The organism is Devosia sp. GW821-FHT12F11 (genome assembly GCF_058806655.1).
Genome location: NZ_JBXAPX010000003.1, coordinates 385,104 through 402,885, shown reverse-complemented (window position 1 = coordinate 402,885; position 17,782 = coordinate 385,104). Strand labels below are relative to the sequence as shown.

Sequence of the window (17,782 nt, the reverse complement as noted above, 5' to 3'; positions counted from 1 at the left end):
ATGCGCACATTGCTTAAGCTCGCAATCGGCCTGGTGCTGGTCGTCCTTGCCTCCGCGAGCGTGGCTGCGGAGGCGTTCCCGGTCACCATCAAGCATGTATTCGGCGCGACCACGGTGGCGAAGCCACCCGAGCGCATCGTCACCTGGGGCCTGTCCTCGCAGGACGCGCTGATCGCGCTGGGCAAAGTGCCGGTTGGCATGCCGACGTTCCGCTCGGAGGGCTTTGACCACGACATCCTGCCCTGGACGGCAGAGGGCATCGCTGCACTGGGCGGTGCCGAGCCGTTCATCTTCGACAACGCCACCGACATCCCCGTCGAGCAGATCGCGGCGCTGAAGCCAGACCTCATCCTCGCCGTTCACTCAGGGATTAGCGCCGAAGATTATGGACGCCTGAGCCAGATCGCTCCCGTGATCGCCTACCCCGGAGAGGCCTGGACGACGACCTGGCAGGACGTCATCACCATAACCGGCCGGGCGATCGGCAAGCCGGCCGAAGGCGAAGCGCTGGTCGCCGACCTGAAGCAGTTCGTCCTCGATCAGGCTGCTGCGCGCCCCCAGATGGCCGGCAAAAGCTTCGTCACCCTGATCGACTACAACAACGAGATCGGCATTCATTCGGCTGCCGACACCCGGGCCAGCTTCCTTGCCAGTGCCGGCATGGTCATCGCTGAAAAGGTCGATGGCGCCGGCGAGGGGGAACTCTACTGGTATCCCCTGAGCTACGAGCTGTTCGACACGATCCCGGCGGACATCCTGATCGGCTACTTCCACACTCCGGCGCTCGCCGATGAGTTCTTCTCGCGTCCCTTCGTCAAGGCGGCACCCCAGGTGGCGAGGGGCGCCTATGTCAAAATGGATGACCGCGCCCTCAACATGGCAATGATCTCGATGAGCGCGCTGTCGCTGCGCTGGGGCGTACCGCGCTATTTCGACAAGATCGCCGCGGCCGCCGAGCACGTTGGGAAGTAGGCCCGGTCCATCAATCCTATTGACGGATAGGGTCTTTCCTATCCATAGCTCTCGGACCAACTCCGAGAGCTTTTCTATGTCCGATATCCAGTCGTTCCGCCAATCCGTCGAAGCCTTCATTGCGGCGCGCGGCTGGACCCCGACCCGGTTCGGACGGACCATCGCGGGCGACCCGTTATTCGTGTTCGACTTGCGAGAAGGGCGCGAGCCGCGCTCGGATACGCGGACTCGAATCCTCAAGTCGATGCAGGACCATGCCGATGCCGCGCTCGAGGCGCCGCTCCGCATCGGCGTCGCCGGTCTCGGCAATGTTGGCGCGACGCTGGTCCGCATCATCCAGAAGGATGGCGAGGAGCTGACGCGCAAGTTGGGCCGCAAGATCACCGTCACCGCAGTGTGCGCCCGCTCGCGCAGCCGTGACCGGGGCATCGACGCGACCAATCTCGAATGGTTCGACGATCCGGTGGCGCTGGCCAAGTCCGACAGCATCGACCTGTTCGTCGAGCTGATCGGCGGCGAGGACGGGCCGGCGCTGGCCGCCGTGAAAGCCGCGCTGGAGATCGGCCGGCCGGTGGTCACCGCCAACAAGGCGCTGCTGGCGCGGCATGGCGTGAACCTCGCCAAGGCGGCCGAGGAATCGGGCGCCCAGCTTGGCTTCGAGGCGGCGGTGGCCGGCGGTATTCCCGTCATCAAGACGCTGCGCGAGGGCCTTGGCTCGGCCCGTATCGCCCGCGTCTACGGCATCATGAACGGCACCTGCAACTATATCCTCACCCGCATGGGCAACGAGGGCATCAGCTTCGCCGAGTGCCTCGCCGACGCGCAGAAGCTTGGCTATGCCGAGGCCGATCCCAGCTTCGACGTCGACGGTTTCGACACCGCGCACAAGCTTGCCATTCTCGCCTCGCTCTGCTTCGGCTGCGAGATCGCGCCGGATGAGATTTTCGTCGAGGGCATCACCAGCATCAGCCAGGCCGACATCAAGGTGGCAGGCGATCTGGGCTACAAGATCAAGCTGCTCGGTATCGCCCAGCGCTCGGCCGACGGCATCGATCAGCGCGTGCACCCGACGCTGGTGCCCAAGACCTCGGCGGTGGCCGGCGTCGATGGCGTGCTGAACGCCGTGGCGCTCGAGACCGACCATGTGCACGAGCTGCTGCTTGCCGGTCCCGGCGCCGGTGGCCCGCCGACCGCCTCCTCGGTGCTCTCCGACATCCTCGACATCGCCCGCGGCACGCGGGTGCCGCCGCTCGGCGTGCCCGTCGCAGAACTGACGCCGTATCGGCGCGCGCCGATCCGTGAACACGAGGGCGGCTACTACATCCGACTAAATGTCAGGGATGTGCCCGGCGCGTTTGCCGCTATTGCTACCCGCATGGGTGCCGCGGGCATTTCTCTCGAAAGCGTCATCCAGCGTCCGGATTTGCGTGTTAGCGAGCCGGGCGTGACGGGGACCGAGTCCCGCACGGTGGTGCTGCTCACGCACTCCACCATGGAGCAGACCGTCCGTGACGCCCTGCAGGCGATCAAGGGCGACGGCTTCATCGTCGGCGATCCGCAGATGATCCGGATCGAACAACTCTAGGAGCCCTCCCGGCACAGCGGTTCGGGACGGCGACCGCATAGGCCACGTACAGCCCCCATGCGGCGGGGCAGGGAGTGCTCATGAAGCTCAGCAAGTCCGATACCGACCGGCAGGCGGCCATCGATCGTTCGCTCACCCTCGAACTGGTGCGCGTCACCGAAGCGGCGGCGCTCGCTGCTGCCACCTGGCGTGGCAAGGGCGACGAGAAAGCGGCTGATGCCGCCGCCGTCGAAGCGATGCGCGGCGAGATGGGCAACGTGCACATCCACGGCCGGATCGTCATCGGCGAGGGCGAGCGCGACGAGGCACCGATGCTGTTCATCGGTGAGCAAGTGGGCGCCGGCGACGGCCCGGAAGTCGATATCGCTGTCGACCCGCTCGAGGGCACGACGCTGTGCGCCAAGAACCAGCCGGATTCGATCTGCGTCTTGGCGATGGCCGAGCGCGGCGGGCTGCTGAATGCTCCCGACGTCTACATGCACAAGATCGCCATCGGCGCCGGCTACCCCGCGGGCGTGGTCGACCTCGACCAGAGCGCCACGCTCAACGTCAAGGCGCTGGCCAAGGCCAAGGGCGTGCCGGTCAACGAGATCACCGCCTGCGTGCTGGATCGGCCGCGCCATGCCGCGCTGATCGATGACTTGCGCACCGCCGGCGTCGCCATCAAGCTGATCTCGGACGGCGATATCGCCGGCATCATCCACGCGGTGAACACTGAGGATACCGGCATCGACATCTACCTCGGCTCGGGCGGCGCTCCCGAGGGGGTGCTGGCCGCGGCGGCTCTGCGCTGCATCGGCGGCCAGATGCAGGGCAAGCTCATCCTCGATACCGATGACAAGCGCGCCCGCGCGCTGAAGATGGGCATCACCGATCCGAACCGGAAATACCGCACCGACGAGCTGGCCTCCGGCGACGTGCTGTTCGCCGCCACCGGCGTCACCGACGGCAGCCTGTTGAGCGGCGTGCGCTACGGCAAGAACTCGGTCCGCACCAACACCGTGGTGATGCGCTCGTGGAGCCAGACGGTCCGCTGGATCACCGCGGAGCACCGGCGGTAACGGTTCGGCGCATAGGGAACAACTTCAGCCAAACCCACCAGCCCAGCACCTCCCCCTTGATGGGGGAGGCCGGGAGGGGGTGGGGCCGCCCGTGGGGTGGTTGAGTTGTGGTGGGCGCTGGAACTGAATTCAGTGCGGGGGGCTCCCCCCTCCCAACCTCCCCCACAAGGGGGGAGGTGCCGTTCAGCGTTGATGGCACGATCCCGCCACCGGCCTACAAAAACAAAACGGGCCGCCCACTGGGCGGCCCGTTCGCATTCGGTAATCGGAAGCTTACGCTTCCTGGATGGCGCTGATCAGCCAGCGGCCGCCGTTCTGGCGCTGGAAGGTCCAGACCTCAGTGGTCTCGGTGACCCGGTCGTCGCCGGAGACGATCTCGCCAGTGCCGCGGTTGCGGGTGACATCGCGGCTTTCGTAGCGCATCGCCACGCTCGCGTAGTCGGTACCGCCTTCGCGCCAGGCCTCGGCCACGTCGCCGGCGAGGAGGTTGACGTCGAACACCTCGTTCCGCAGGCCCTTGGAAGCGTTCTCGCCCAGTTCCTCGGCGAGGTAACCCATCACCTCGGGTGTGGTGATCCGGCGGAGCGCCGCATAGTCCTCGCGCGAGTAGGCGTCCTGCATCTGCTTGAGCTGGTTCTCGAAGGCGCCGAGGTCCTGGTCGGTGATGCCGACCTCGTCGCGCCGGCCGGCACGCTGCGAAGCTGCCGAGCGCTGGCCGCGCGGAGCCGCAGTGCCACCGCCACCGCCGTAAGCGCGCGCCGTGTTCTGCGCCTCATAGTTCAGCGGGCCACCAGCCATCGCCGGGCGCTGCTGCCTGCGCCTGAGGAAGAAGCTGACGATCAGGCCGATGATCACCACCTGCACCAGGAGGGCGAGCATGCCGCCAAAACCACCGAAGCCGAACCCGAACAGCATGCCGAACAGGCCGGAGAACAGCAGGCCGCCGAGCAGCGCGCCGCCAAACCCGCCGAACAGGCTCGGGCGGGCCGGCGTCGTGGCATTACCCACGGTATTCCGCGTCGTGCTGTTGGTCATCGTGTTCTGCACCGGCGCCGTGGTGTTCGGCGACACCTGTGTCGACGGCACGCTCCGCTCGGTGCGGATGCCGCGGCTGCCGAAGCTGCCGCCGCGCCGCGCTTCTGCGGTATCGACCGCAACCAGCGAGAAGGCCATGATCAGCGTGGCAAGGAGGGCCGAAAACCTGAAGCCCTTCGAAGCGAACATTGTGGTTCCCCGTGTAAAATGTTGCAGCTGATATGGGGGCAAAGGCCCTAAAAGTTTAGGCCCCGGCGAGGGGGCCGTGCCGATTTTTCCAACCGGGCGGCGCTCGGCGAGAAAAACCACAGCCACACCCTCGACTATCACCCGCTTTCTGCTTACCTCGCGGGGTGATGGACGAGCCGCGCCCCAACTTCCTCGACGTATCGAATTCTGCCTTGGGCCGCGCCTGGGTGGATCGGCTCGATCCGGCAGCGGCGCGCACCGCCGCCGCGATCGGCCAGCGCACCGATCTCTCTGAAATCCTCGCCCGCATCGTTGCGGGGCGGGGCGTCAGTGTAGACGCGGCCGAGAGCTACCTGCAGCCGACCATCCGCGAGCTGATGCCCGACCCCTCGACGCTGGCCGGCATGGATGCGCTGGCCGAGCGGCTGGCCAAGGCCATCACTGACAACGAGCCGGTGGCGCTGTTCGGCGACTATGATGTCGATGGCGCCTGTTCCTGCGCGCTGATGGCCCGGTATCTGAGGCATTTCGGGCTCGACCCGCAGGTGCATATCCCCGACCGCATCTTCGAGGGCTATGGGCCCAACACCACGGCGATCGACAAGCTGGTCGACGGCGGCGCCAAGCTGCTGATCACGCTCGACTGCGGCACCACCAGCGACGGCCCGATCGCCCATGCCCGCGAGCGCGGGCTCGACGTGCTGGTGATCGACCATCATCTGTCCGACGCCGAACTGCCGCCCGCCAATGCGCTGGTCAACCCCAACCGTCCCGATGACATCTCCGGCCTCGGCTACCTCTGCGCTGCTGGCGTTACCTTCATGGTGCTGGTGGCGACCAACCGGCTGCTGAAGCAGCGCGGCGACACGGGCCTGCCCAACCTGATGACGATGATCGACCTCGTGGCGCTGGCGACGGTCTGCGATGTCGTGCCGCTCAAGGGCCTGAACCGCGCCTTCGTCGCGCGCGGCCTCGAGGTGGCGCGTACCGGTTCCAACCGCGGCATCGGCGCCTTGGCGCTGGCGGCGCGGCTTTCCGGGCCGCTCAACGCGTATCACCTCGGTTACCTGATCGGGCCGCGCATCAATGCCGGCGGCCGCATCGGCGATGCGGCGCTCGGTACAAGGTTGCTGTCGCTCGACGACGAGCAGCAGGCGCTGATGATCGCGGCGCAACTCAACGAACTCAACAGCGAACGCCAGCGTATCGAAGTCGAGGCGGTGGAGGAGGCAGCGCGTGCCGCCGAAGCCGAGATCGGTGGCGGCGAGGGGCCGCCCGTGCTGGTGCTGGCCTCGGCCAACTGGCACCCCGGCGTGGTTGGCTTGATCGCGGCGCGACTGCGCGAGCGCTTCGAGCGCCCGACCTTCGCCATCGCGCTGGCGCCCGACGGCACCGGCACCGGCTCGGGCCGCTCCATGCCCGGCGTCGACCTCGGCAGCTCGGTGATCGAGGCGGTGGAACTGGGTCTTGCCGCCAAGGGGGGCGGCCACGCCATGGCGGCGGGCGTGACGCTGAGGCCGGGGCAACTCGGGCCGTTCCGCGCCCACGTCACCGACCGGCTGGGCAACAGCGTCAGCGCGGCGCGGGCGCTCACCGCGCTCGAGATTGATGCGGCGATGACGGCGCGCGGCGCCAACCCGCAATTCGTGCATGAGATCGAGCGGGCAGGGCCGTTCGGCGCCGGCAACCCGCAGCCGGTGTTTGCCTTTCCGGCGCACAAGGCGAAGTTCGCCGAGATCGTCGGCACCGGCGGACATGTGAAGTTCACCCTTACTGCCGACGATGGTGCGCGACTCAAGGCTATCGCCTTCCGCGCCGCCACCACCGCGCTTGGTGAAGCGCTGCTGAGTGCCGGCAACGATACCCCGCTGCACCTGGCGGGGACGCTGTCGATCGACCACTGGCAGGGCCGCGAAGAGGTGCAGTTCCGCCTGCTGGACGCGGCCCGACCGGGCAGTCGCTAGCCGCCCGTGCGGGCGCTCTGAGGGTTGAAAGTCATGCTTGCATATCCACTTATGACGACTAAAGTGCTGCCCTAATTCACGGGGAGCCCCGTTGCCCGGTCGCGTCTTTGCGGCCCCGCTGCGGCGCTGGTTTGGCCGCTCGGCGGAGCGGACTTAGTCTGGAATGTTGCGTCATGGATAAGCTTGCGGTTGAAACGAGGGCAGCGTCGCCCACGCCGTGGACCCATCTGCTCTCGACCATTGCGGCCTTTCTCGGAAAGCGGCTGATCGGCCGCCCCAGGCACGGCGCGGTCACCATCACCTTCCCGAACGGCAAGGCCCGAACCTTCGGCGATCCGTCGACCGGGGTGCACGCACGGTTGACGCTGCACAACTTCAAGGTGCTGCAGAAGACCCTGCAGCGCGGTACCGTTGGCTTCGCCCAGGCCTATATCGACGGCGACGTCGAGATCGAGGACCTGACGGCGCTGTTCCGCTACTTCCTGCAGAACCGCGACGTGCTCGATAGCGGCGAGAACTCCTGGTATGGCCGCGCCGCCCAGGACATCACCTACCACCTGAGCCGGCACAACTCGAAAGAGGGGTCCAAGAAGAACATTTCCGAGCACTATGACCTCGGCAATGACTTCTATGCCGAATGGCTCGACCCCTCGATGACCTATTCTTCGGCCATCTTCACCTCCGACGAGCAGTCGCTCACCGACGCGCAGCACACCAAGTACCGCCGCGTTGCCGAGCTGGCCGGCGTCAAGGCAGGCCAGCGCGTGCTGGAGATCGGCTGCGGCTGGGGCGGCTTTGCCGAAACCGCCGCCAAGGATTTCGGCGCCGAGGTTTACGGCATCACGCTCTCGGCCGAACAGCTCAAGTATGCCAACGAACGCCTTGAGCGGCAGGGGCTCGACAAGCTCGCCACCATGCATTTCGAGGACTATCGCGACACCCGCGGTGAGTTCGACCACGTCGCCTCGATCGAGATGATCGAAGCGGTGGGCGAAGAACACTGGCCGAGCTACTTCAAGACCGTGCACGACCGGCTGAAGCCGGGCGGCACCGCCGCGATCCAGGCGATCACCATCGGCGAGCAGGATTTCCACGACTACCGGGCGCGTCCGGATTTCATCCAGCGCTTCATCTTCCCCGGCGGAATGCTGCTGACCAAGACCGCCATGCAGGAGCAGGGCGACAAGGTCGGGCTGGTCCTCGAGAACGTCGAGACCTTCCGGCTGAGCTATGCCAGGACGCTGAAGCTCTGGCGCGAGCGCTTCCTCGACCGCTGGAACGATATCAAGAAGCTCGGCTACACCGAGGAATTCCGCCGCAAATGGGTGTATTACCTGAGCTACTGCGAGGCGGGCTTCTTCGAAGGCTCGATCGATGTCGGCATCTACCAGTACCGGCGGCCGGCCTGAGAGCCGGTTCGCACTTGGAGCCGCCACGAACTCGATGTCATCCCGGCGAAGGCCGAGACCCATCCTGAGATTTCGCCGGCAACTGTGTGGCCCGATAGACCTCAGGATGGGCCCCGGCCTGCGCCGGGGGATGGATCGGGGCATCAACCCTCACCCCACCAGCGTCTCCCGATAGAACCGCAGCACCGCCTCGGCGTCGACGCCCACCGCAATCGTCTGGCTCGGTCGGCCGTCCCAGGCGCCGGGCGGATAGTTGCGTCCATCGGGCTTGATGATGGTCTGCCCGATGGCGATCCCCTCGGTGACCACCCGGATGGCGCCGGTCTCGGTCTTGTAGAATTCCGGATGCAGCGCCAACGCTACCGCGCTTGAGTCGTGCACGTAGAAGCCGTCGAGCCCGGCGCTTTCGCGGTGGAAGTTCTGGTAGAACGCCGAAATGGCGCGCACGAATGCCCCGTCGTCACCGGCGGCGGCCGCGAGTTCGGCTACGTAGGTTTCCGTCATCACCGTCGCCTGCGTCACGTCGAGCCCGGCAATGGAGATCGGCCAGGCCGCGCCGAACACGATGTCGGCGGCATCCGGATCGCCCCAGATATTGGCTTCGGCCACCGGCGTGACGTTGCCGGTATGGCCGTTGCGGCCGAAGGCGCCGCCCATCACCACGATCTGCTTCACCAACTCGACGATCTCCGGCGCCTGGCGCATGGCGCGCTCGAGATTGGTCATCCGTCCCACCGCGATGATGGTGATCTCGCCCGGGTTGGCCTTCACCAGGTCGATGATCAGTTGGTGCGCCGGGCGCGAATCCGCAGTCGCGGTGATACGAGGCAGGTCGATGTCGCCGAGCCCGTTCATGCCGTGAACGAAGGTCGGCGGCGCATCCGGCTCACCCACCAGCGGCGCGCCAGCGCCCGCAGCCACCGGAGCCGAGAAGCCGAGTTTCTGCTTGAGGTACAGCGCGTTGCGCGTCGTCGTCGCGATGTCGGCATTGCCGAACACAGTGGTGACGCCAACAAGCTCGATCCGCTTGTGGCGGGCGAGGAGGAGCAGGGCCATGGCGTCGTCGACGCCCGGGTCGGTATCGTAGATGACTTTGAGTGTTTGCATGCGCGATATCATGCATGCCGTCGCACCCGGCGCCAGTGTCGGCATCACGCGGCCCAATACTTGGGCAGCTTGCCTCCAGCATGTAAGGCGGTGGGCAGTTGCAGCTCAGCCGGCCCCGGTTAGTTGCGCTGGCCAAGTGTTCACCGTCACCGGGAACAGGGGTCCGGGCGCATCTAAGCTTGCATTGGCGCAATTTGAGCGCATCTTTGCATAAAATTCGCGGCGCCGGGCGGCTCGTCCCGACTACGCATTTGTGCGAAAACTCATTCCAGATGACGGAACGCCACCAGAATCGGTGATAACGGTTTCGTGAGCAACAGGGGTGACCTCTCGATGGCCAAGGCGCTCTACCTCGTGATTCAGAGCCGCGACAACTGGTGGGTCGATTTCGAGGGCAAGGCGCACGGTCCGTTCCCCTCCCGCTCCAACGCCGCCCTCGAGGCTCAGTCGCTCGCCCGCTTCCAGGCCCATAGCGGCCGCGAGGCCGAGGTGCTGGTCCCGGACGAGCAGGGCCGATACTGGGTGGTCTGGTCGAGCCTCTCCGATAACGGCCGAACGTTCAGCCCCTATCGGGTGGCGAGCTAACTCGCATTTCTTATCCCGACCACCGGGTCATTCCCGCGAAAGCGGGAACCTCTGTTTTCTTGGCCTGAGACACCATAAAACGGAGTTCCCCGCTTTCGCGGGGATGACATCCAGCGTGGGGCACCCATTGGGGACGCCCCTACCGGATCATCTTGCGCGGCACCTTGCGCACGAGGATCTCCTCGTGCCCGTCCTCATGCGCCCGCGTCATCCGGTGGACGCCATCGAGGATCAGCCAGCGGCCCTTCAGCCGGGTGATCTCGATCGGGAATACCAGGCTGGACGCCCGCACCCGCCGATACTCCGTGTCATAGCGATAGGGCGAACGCAGCACCTGGCGCGGCGTCAGCGCATAGCGGTGCCCGTCGAGTTCCCACAGCGGCACATCGAGGTGCCAGAGCAGCTTGTCGATCGGAAACGCCTCGGAGGGCAGGTCCAGCGCCCACAGCGCCTCGACGTCCCAATCGAAGGCGTACCAGTATTCTTCGATGGCCGGCGGCAGCTCGATCACGTCCCGGTCTCGCGTGTGGCCGCTAAGCCATAGCACCGATTGGTGAAACCCGCATGACTCACGGCCACGCGGCCGAAACATGACTTGACTAATCAGCATAGCGCGCTGATAGGTGACCCGAATAATCAACATATCCGGGTCCACCAATGTCCCTCAAGATGCTTGCCGCGACTGCCTGTGCGACGCTCCTGCTTTCAGTGCCGGGAGCCGCCCTGGCCGAGGCCTGGACCTATGCCGACGGCTCGGGCAATACGGTGACGGTGGACCACGTGCCGACCCGCATCATCGCCAGCCAGGACGCCGCCGCAGGCCTGATCCCGCTCGGCATCCGCCCGGTCGGCATTTATGCCGACAGCGCGGTTGCCGAGGCCAAGGCGCTCGAGGGGCTTGACCTCACCGGCATCGAGATCATCGGCGAGGCCTGGGGCGAGGTCAGCGTCGAGAAAGCTGCCGCGCTGAAGCCCGACCTGATCGTCGGCGAGTGGTGGCCGCTGGACAGCACCTGGAGCGGTGGCGCCGACGTGGTCACCGCGCTGAAGCCGCTGGCCCCGATCACCGGTCCGAAGCAGGGCGCTTCGATCGTCACCCTGATCGAGGACTACGAGAGACTGGCCGCGAGCCTTGGCGCCGACCTCTCGGCTCCGCAGGTCGCCGCCGACAAGGCCGCCTTCGAGACCGCGCGCGAAAAGTTCAAGGCGGCAGTCGCCAGCAAGCCCGATCTGTCGGCGCTCGCCGTCTGGGCCGGCACCGACGCGCTCTATGTCGCCGCCACGGAAGGCTCGTCCGAGCTGATGGATTTTGCCTCCTGGGGGCTCAAGCTGATCGATCCGGCGATTGCCGATGACCGCGGCTACTGGGAGACGCTGAGCTGGGAGAACGCCGACAAGTACCAGCCTGACCTGATCCTCGTCGACAACCGCTCGAAGGCCACCATCGAAACCGCCAAGTCCCAGGCCACGTGGACCACGCTACGCGCCGCCGCCGCAGGGCAGGTGACCGACTGGCCGGCATTCTGGCTGCGCAACTATGCCGCTTATGCCACGGAGCTCGACAAGCTCAGCACCGCCATCGACGCTGCCGACGTCAGCATCGGCGATTGAGTGTCGGCCTCCGCCACATCGGCGACAGGCCTGCCCGCAGCGGCACGCGCTGGCGGCTTCCTGCTGCTGGCGCTGACGCTTGTCGTCGTGCTGGCGCTTTCGATCACCGTCGGCGCGCGACCGATCGCGCTCGGTGACATCTGGAACGCATTGACGGCGTTCGACCCGACGCAGACCAACCACAAGGTCATCCTCGACCTGCGCCTGCCGCGCACCCTGGTCGGCCTCTTGGTCGGCGCAGCGCTCGGGCTCTCCGGCGCGATCCTGCAAGGCGCGACGCGCAACCCTCTCGCTGACCCCGGCATCCTCGGCATCAATGCCGGCGCGACGCTCTGTGTGGTGCTCGGCATCTCGGTGTTTGGCATCACCCAGCTCTCGGGCTATGTCTGGCTGGCCTTCCTCGGGGCAGGGGCGGCGATGCTGGTGGTCTACCTCGTCGCTTCGCTGGGCCGCGAAGGCGCAACCCCGGTGAAGCTGGCGCTGGCCGGCGCCGCGGTCACCGCCGCACTCACCTCGGTCACCAGTGCCATCCTCATCACCAATGTGGAAACCCTCGACCAGATCCGCTTCTGGCAGGTCGGGGCGCTGACCGGCCGCACCACCGACATCCTGCTGCAGGTCTCGCCGTTCATCCTCGCCGGCATCGTGCTGGCGTTGCTCACCTCGCGCATCCTCGATGGCCTGGCGCTGGGCGACGATGTCGCCCGCGGCCTTGGCCTCAAGGTGCAGCGCGGCCGCGCCATGGTTGGCTTTGCCGCGGTGATCCTCGCCGGCGCCGCCACCGCCGCCGCCGGCCCCATTGCCTTTGTCGGGCTCACTGTGCCGCATCTCGCCCGGGCTTTCACCGGCCCGAACTACCGCTGGATCCTGCCCTATTCGATGCTGCTGGCGCCCATCCTGCTGCTCGGCGCCGACATTATCGGCCGCATCATCGTGCCGCCGGGCGAGTTGCAGGTCGGCATCGTCACCGCGGCGCTCGGTGCGCCGTTCTTCATCGCGCTGGTGCGGCGCAGGAAGCTGGCCGAACTATGAGCGCCGCCTCGAGCTTTGCCCCGGTCGGCGCCGTCGTTGCGGTGCGCAAGCGCCTGCAGCGCCGCTATGGCCTCGTGGTGATCGGCCTGGCGCTGCTGTCGCTGGCCGTCGCCAGCCTCTCGATGTCGATCGGCGATTACCCACTGCCGCTTGCCGATGTGGCGCGCTCGCTGCTCTCGCCCTTCACCGGCAATGCCGATGCGGCGAACGACTTCATCGTCCTCGGCGTGCGGCTGCCGCGCGTCATGGCCGGGCTGCTTTCGGGAGCGGCGTTCGGGCTCTCCGGCATCATCTTCCAGACCATTCTGCGCAACCCGCTCGCCAGCCCCGATATCGTCGGCATCACCACCGGCGCCAGCGCCGCGGCGGTGCTGGCGATCATCATCTTCAAATGGTCGGGGCTCGGCGTTTCGATCATGGCCTGCGGCGGCGCGGTGCTGACGGCGCTGCTGATCTATGGGCTCGCCTGGCGTGACGGGGTCACCCCGTACCGGCTGGTGCTGATCGGCATCGGCATGGCGGCGCTGGCCGGGGCGGTGGTGTCCTATCTCTTCACCCGCGCCCGCATCATGGAAGTGCAGGAGGCGCTGAGCTGGCTCACCGGCAGCCTCAATGGCTCGACCTTCGAGAACCTCACCCCGCTCGCCATCGCGCTCCTGGTGCTGGCGCCGCTGGCGGCGCTGCTGTCGCGCTCGCTGCGCACCCTGCAGATGGGTGATGACGCGGCGCGGGCGCTGGGCACCCGTGTCGAGTTCTCCCGCCTCGGGCTGATCCTCGTGGCCGTGCTGCTCGCCGCCTTTGCCACGGCCGCCGTCGGTCCGGTGTCGTTCGTCGCCTTCATCGCCGGGCCGATCGCAAGGCGCCTGCTCGGGCCTTCCGGCAACGCGCTGCTGCCGGCGGCGCTGGTCGGCGGCCTCGTCACCAACGCCGCCGATTTCGTTGCCCAGCACATGCTCGGCCGCAACCAGTTGCCGGTCGGCGTGGTCACCGGCGCGCTCGGCGCCGTGTTCCTCATCTACCTGCTTGCCGCTGCCCATCGTTCGGGTCGCGGCGGCTGATTGGAGGCCCAGGATGTCAGTGAACCATCAGCTCTCGGCCGCCGACCTGACACTCGGCTATGGCGATCGCACCATCGTCGACAAGCTGAGCATCGACATCCCACCCGGCAAGTTCACCGTCATCGTCGGCGCCAATGCCTGCGGCAAGTCCACCCTGCTGCGCGGGCTGGCCCGCCTGCTGACCCCGAGCGCCGGCACGGTCTATCTCGATGGCCGCGCCATCCACCAGATGCCGACCCGCGAGGTCGCGACGCTGCTCGGCGTGTTGCCGCAGACCCCGGTGGCGCCCGACGGCATCACCGTTGCCGACCTCGTCGGCCGCGGCCGCTATCCGCATCAGGGCTGGTTCCGCCACTGGGTGGCTGCCGATGACGCAGCGGTCGCCACCGCGCTGCACGCAACCGATACGCTCGATCTCGCCGGCCGCGCCGTCGATGAGCTCTCCGGTGGCCAGCGCCAGCGTGTGTGGATCGCCATGGCGCTGGCGCAGGAAACCGAGCTGCTGCTGCTCGACGAGCCGACCACCTTCCTCGATATCAACCATCAGGTCGAAGTGCTGGACCTGTTGACCGACCTGGTACAGCAGCGCGGCCGCACCGTCGTTGCCGTGCTGCACGATCTCAACCTCGCCTGCCGCTACGCCGACCACATCGTCGCCATGCGCGACGGAAAGATCGCCGCCTCCGGCGCACCGGCCGAGGTGGTGACGGTCGAACTGGTGAAATCGGTGTTCGGCATGAACGCCGAGGTCTGCGCCGACCCGGTGTCGCACACCCCGATGATCGTGCCGGTCGGGCGGCACCGGGTGAAGCCGCGGCTGAAGGCGGCAGCCGAGTAGCGGGCGGGCCACCTGACTGGTAGAGACGGCACCCCTTCATTGGTCAGTCCTGGCGCTCGTCGTGCCGGGCGAGGAACTCGCGCACGGCATCCCAGAACAGCGGTTTGTTGACGGCCTCGTGGCTGACATTGGCGATGATTGAGAGCTCCCCGGCGCCCAAGTGCCGGTAGAGGCGATCGGCTTCATCGATCCCGCCCAGTTGGTCTCGATCGCCCATGATCACCAGGGAAGGCACCGAGATCGAAGCGAGCTGCCGGTCACTGTAGGTTGGTAGGGTGAGCCAAAGCGTGGAGATCTGCTTGAGGAACGCCCGCCAGTAGTCCGGACCGTAGTGATGGGCATGCGCGACCTTGATCTGTTCGAAATACGGGCCGAACTCCTTGGCCAGCCGATCGAGGTCGACCTCGCCCGGCACCGAAAACCCCCATGAGCGAAGTCCTTCCAGCATGGGTTGGGTCAGTCGGCTCACGGTGCCGCCCATGACCAGCGCTCCGGCCTTGCCCGGATGCCGGAGCCCGAATTCCAGCGCCGTCTGGCCACCGTCGCTATAGCCGACGATCAGTGGCTTCTTGAGCCCGAGCGCCGCGATGAAGCCGGCGACATCGTCGGCGAACTGGGGGTAGCTCATCTTCTGGGCAGGGTTGTTGGTCCTGCCGTGTCCTCGCGTATCGAGCGCGAAGACTCGATAGCGGTCGGCCAGTCGCGGCATCGCCTCGCCCCAGGAGTCGGCGGTCGCTGTTCCGCCGTGCAGCAGCAGCAGCGGCTGGCCGCGGCCTTCCTCGAGGTAGTGCACCTCGAGGTCGCCGATCATCACGCTGTGCGGCTTGGCGCTCATTGCTCGTCGAGCCACTTTCCCATCAGGTCGATCAGGTAGTTGGTGCCGGCCTCGCGATCGGCCATCTTGTCGAGGCCATCGAGGAAAGCGCCGTCTTCCTTCACCACCATGCGCGTGCCGGCCCCGTCGGGGAACAGCTCGATGGTGGCCAGAGACACCGAGATGCGCGCGCCGTTCTTCAGCATCTCGTAGGTGTAGATGATGCGGTTGTCGGGCACGATGTCGCGATAGGTGACGTCGAACACATAGGTGTCGCCGCCCATCTCGGCTTCGTTGAATTCACGGCCGCCGACGCGGAAGTCCATGACATCCTTCGGCTTGTCCGGGCTCGGCGAGCCGAACCACTGGCGCTTGAACTCGGGATTGGACCAGGCGGAGTACACCTTGCTCGGTGCATGCTTGTACTTGCGTTCGACGGTGAAGCTGCCATGGGCGATGGAACGTTCGGTCATTTGGTTTCCTCTCAGGCTTGGTTGATGACGTTGAATTCGAGGTGGGTGACGCCGGGCGAAGCCGCGACCACCCGGGTACGGGCGAGCTCGATCTGAGCATCCCCAAGTTTGTCGAAGAGGCGGGTGCCGCCGCCAAGCAGGACGCTGACCACCTGGACGCGGATGACGTCGGCGAGGCCGGCGCGCAGGACCTGCTGCGCTGCCGAAGCGCCCATCAGCACGACATCCTTGTCGCCTGCCGCCGTTCGGGCCTGTCGCACGGCGCTCTCCACTCCGTCGGTGACGAAGCGGAAGCTGGCGCTCTTCATCTGCTGCTCGGGCTTGGGGTTGTGGGTGAGGACGAACGACGGCACCGGGTAGGGTGTGTCGTTCCAGTGCTGCAGGCCGACGTCGTAGGTGCGGCGCCCAACGATCACCGCGCCGACCGTGCTGAAGGCGAGGTCGATCTCGGCGGCGTCCGCGGCCTCGGTGCTGCTGTAGCTGTCATCGCCGGCCTTGGTGCCGCTGCCCGCGAACATCCACTCGTGCAAGCGCTCGCCGCCCACTCCCATGCCGTCGCGAACCGAGACGTTCGGGCCCGCCACGTAGCCATCGAGCGACATCGAAAAACTCAACACAACTTTGGCCATTCGATCCTCCTGGGCAAAGCCCGCCCGCTGCCGGAAACGCGGTCTCCAGCCGATTGTCTCAGTTCTGTCGTTCATGACGCGCTGGGGGCGCGCTACTTCGCCGGTTTGTCCGGCCCACTGGGCAGCGCATCGAGGAACGCACCCAGCCGATCCAGCCGGTGCTCCCAGCCGATGCGTCGATCATTGATCCACTTCTCGGCCATGCTCAGCGCTCCCGTGTCGATGGTGCAGGTCCGCACCCGTCCCACCTTCTGCGTCGTCACCAGCCCGCTCTGTTCCAGCACCTGGAGGTGCTGCACGATGGCGGGCAGGCTCATCTTGAACGGCTCGGCCAGCTCGCTGACCGAGGCGGATCCCCGGCTCAGTCGTTCGATCATCCGCCGCCTGGTGGGGTCGGCCAATGCCTGGAACATGAGATCGAGGGGCTCTGTCTCTTGGTTAAGCATGATCTTAAGTATCTCGGTGCAAGGACGCTGTCAATACGTAAGTGATTGCTTAAGTGATTTAGTTGGCTGAGATGCTGACCGCCTGGACAGTCCAGGCGCTGGGCTGTTGGTCATCGAGGCGTTTGACGGAAATCAGTTTGGGCGGTCCGCTCAACTGGCCGAAATAGCTGGCAAAAGCCGAGTCCGCCGCGTCGCGGCCAATGCCGATCCGCATGATGCCGTCGATCGGGCAGAGCCGCGTCGCGTCGAACAGGTACCAGCGATCGCCCAGATAGGCTTCGAACACGGCATGGAAGTCCTGCGGGATCAGATCGAGCGCGTAGGCCGAGACGAACCGCGCGGGGATGCCGAGCGCCCGGGCGAAGGTGATGCCCAGATGCGCGAAATCACGGCACACGCCGGCCCGCAGCGTAAAGGTGTCGTAGGCCGAGGTGCTGATGTCGCTGGAGCCTTCGAGATAGTCGACATTCTCGAAGATCCAGTTGCAGATCGCCGTCACCTTTTCGTGGCCGTTGGCGATGTCGCCGAAGGTGCGCCAGGCGAACCGCCCGAGTTTGTCCGATTGGCAGTAGCGCGACGGCGACAGGTGGCCGAATACCTCAAAGGGCAGCGCGGCGACCGGCACCTGGGCGATCTGACCGGGGTCGCCGACGAATGGCCGGGTCTCGATCTCGGCGGTGTAGCTGATCTGGTGCTGCCCGACCGGCAGCACCATGCGGCGATAGCGATTGCCCGTCTCCGGCACCACATGCGAGTCGGTCGGCACGCCGCTCGAGATGCTGAACCGCTCGGCGAGAATGTTCTGGCCGGCATTGCGCTGCGCCTCGACATTGAGGATCAGCGTCGTATCGGCCGCCACATCGTATTGCAGGCTGCAGTTCACGGAAAACTTCATTGCACCACCCAGTTGTATGCGCCTCAATTCGGGGCAGGTCGGGAAGTTCCGCGGAACCGCCGCGACAGTTCGGCTGTTC

The 17,782-nt window shown here is 66.4% G+C and carries 18 protein-coding genes; 10 read left to right on the top strand and 8 right to left on the bottom strand.

What is annotated here, in order from left to right; genetic code table 11:
* From AC1ROK_RS11985 to glpX, 3 genes are all read left to right on the top strand, one after another.
* Entirely contained in the window at positions 1 to 972 is a 972-nt protein-coding gene (locus tag AC1ROK_RS11985) for an ABC transporter substrate-binding protein (RefSeq protein WP_492847086.1), read from the top strand.
* 244 nt (positions 973 to 1,216) lie between these two features.
* The gene (locus tag AC1ROK_RS11980; RefSeq protein WP_492847398.1) at positions 1,217 to 2,557 is read left to right on the top strand and encodes a homoserine dehydrogenase; all 1,341 of its coding nucleotides are present in this window, start codon (positions 1,217 to 1,219) and stop codon (positions 2,555 to 2,557) included.
* A gap of 80 nt (positions 2,558 to 2,637) precedes the next feature.
* A complete protein-coding gene (gene glpX, locus AC1ROK_RS11975) occupies positions 2,638 to 3,618 on the top strand; it encodes a class II fructose-bisphosphatase (protein ID WP_492847084.1) in 981 nt (326 codons plus the stop codon).
* A gap of 273 nt (positions 3,619 to 3,891) precedes the next feature.
* Here the strand turns inward: glpX and AC1ROK_RS11970 are convergent, their stop codons facing one another.
* A complete protein-coding gene (locus tag AC1ROK_RS11970; protein WP_492847082.1) occupies positions 3,892 to 4,842 on the bottom strand; it encodes a Tim44 domain-containing protein in 951 nt (316 codons plus the stop codon).
* A gap of 167 nt (positions 4,843 to 5,009) precedes the next feature.
* Here AC1ROK_RS11970 and recJ point away from each other — a divergent pair, with 167 nt between their 5' ends.
* Positions 5,010 to 6,806, top strand: coding sequence for a single-stranded-DNA-specific exonuclease RecJ (gene recJ / locus AC1ROK_RS11965; RefSeq protein ID WP_492847080.1), 1,797 nt, complete (start codon positions 5,010 to 5,012; stop codon positions 6,804 to 6,806).
* 173 nt (positions 6,807 to 6,979) lie between these two features.
* Positions 6,980 to 8,215, top strand: a complete 1,236-nt coding sequence (locus AC1ROK_RS11960; RefSeq protein ID WP_492847078.1) for a class I SAM-dependent methyltransferase — start codon at positions 6,980 to 6,982, stop codon at positions 8,213 to 8,215.
* 150 nt (positions 8,216 to 8,365) lie between these two features.
* Here AC1ROK_RS11960 and AC1ROK_RS11955 read toward each other — a convergent pair whose 3' ends face one another.
* Positions 8,366 to 9,322: a nucleoside hydrolase gene (locus AC1ROK_RS11955; RefSeq protein ID WP_492847076.1), complete on the bottom strand. Its 957-nt coding sequence runs from the start codon at positions 9,320 to 9,322 to the stop codon at positions 8,366 to 8,368.
* 309 nt (positions 9,323 to 9,631) lie between these two features.
* Here AC1ROK_RS11955 and AC1ROK_RS11950 point away from each other — a divergent pair, with 309 nt between their 5' ends.
* Positions 9,632 to 9,907, top strand: a complete 276-nt coding sequence (locus AC1ROK_RS11950; protein WP_492847074.1) for a hypothetical protein — start codon at positions 9,632 to 9,634, stop codon at positions 9,905 to 9,907.
* Between the two features lie 139 nt (positions 9,908 to 10,046).
* Here AC1ROK_RS11950 and AC1ROK_RS11945 read toward each other — a convergent pair whose 3' ends face one another.
* Positions 10,047 to 10,418, bottom strand: a complete 372-nt coding sequence (locus AC1ROK_RS11945) for a hypothetical protein (protein ID WP_492847072.1) — start codon at positions 10,416 to 10,418, stop codon at positions 10,047 to 10,049.
* Positions 10,419 to 10,564: 146 nt separating this feature from the next.
* On the opposite strand from AC1ROK_RS11945, the gene AC1ROK_RS11940 reads away from it, so the two are divergent.
* From AC1ROK_RS11940 to AC1ROK_RS11925, 4 genes are read left to right on the top strand one after another with little or no spacing between them, the layout of a single operon-like run.
* Positions 10,565 to 11,518, top strand: coding sequence for an ABC transporter substrate-binding protein (locus AC1ROK_RS11940; RefSeq protein WP_492847070.1), 954 nt, complete (start codon positions 10,565 to 10,567; stop codon positions 11,516 to 11,518).
* Complete coding sequence (locus AC1ROK_RS11935) at positions 11,519 to 12,550, top strand: FecCD family ABC transporter permease (protein WP_492847068.1); 1,032 nt, start codon at positions 11,519 to 11,521, stop codon at positions 12,548 to 12,550.
* A complete protein-coding gene (locus AC1ROK_RS11930) occupies positions 12,547 to 13,608 on the top strand; it encodes a FecCD family ABC transporter permease (RefSeq protein ID WP_492847066.1) in 1,062 nt (353 codons plus the stop codon). The genes AC1ROK_RS11935 and AC1ROK_RS11930 overlap by 4 nt, the downstream gene beginning before the upstream one ends.
* Positions 13,609 to 13,621: 13 nt before the next feature.
* Positions 13,622 to 14,446 (top strand): ABC transporter ATP-binding protein, encoded by an 825-nt coding sequence (locus AC1ROK_RS11925; RefSeq protein ID WP_492847064.1) that lies wholly within the window; start codon positions 13,622 to 13,624, stop codon positions 14,444 to 14,446.
* 43 nt (positions 14,447 to 14,489) lie between these two features.
* Here AC1ROK_RS11925 and AC1ROK_RS11920 read toward each other — a convergent pair whose 3' ends face one another.
* The 5 genes from AC1ROK_RS11920 to AC1ROK_RS11900 form a co-directional block, all read right to left on the bottom strand.
* The gene (locus AC1ROK_RS11920) at positions 14,490 to 15,281 is read right to left on the bottom strand and encodes an alpha/beta fold hydrolase (protein ID WP_492847062.1); all 792 of its coding nucleotides are present in this window, start codon (positions 15,279 to 15,281) and stop codon (positions 14,490 to 14,492) included.
* Positions 15,278 to 15,733, bottom strand: a complete 456-nt coding sequence (locus AC1ROK_RS11915) for an SRPBCC family protein (protein WP_492847060.1) — start codon at positions 15,731 to 15,733, stop codon at positions 15,278 to 15,280. The genes AC1ROK_RS11920 and AC1ROK_RS11915 overlap by 4 nt, the downstream gene beginning before the upstream one ends.
* Before the next feature lie 11 nt (positions 15,734 to 15,744).
* Positions 15,745 to 16,362 (bottom strand): dihydrofolate reductase family protein, encoded by a 618-nt coding sequence (locus AC1ROK_RS11910; RefSeq protein WP_492847058.1) that lies wholly within the window; start codon positions 16,360 to 16,362, stop codon positions 15,745 to 15,747.
* Positions 16,363 to 16,454: 92 nt separating this feature from the next.
* A complete protein-coding gene (locus tag AC1ROK_RS11905; protein ID WP_492847056.1) occupies positions 16,455 to 16,775 on the bottom strand; it encodes an ArsR/SmtB family transcription factor in 321 nt (106 codons plus the stop codon).
* 91 nt (positions 16,776 to 16,866) lie between these two features.
* Positions 16,867 to 17,703, bottom strand: coding sequence for a transglutaminase-like domain-containing protein (locus AC1ROK_RS11900; protein ID WP_492847054.1), 837 nt, complete (start codon positions 17,701 to 17,703; stop codon positions 16,867 to 16,869).
* Positions 17,704 to 17,782: the final 79 nt, after the last annotated feature.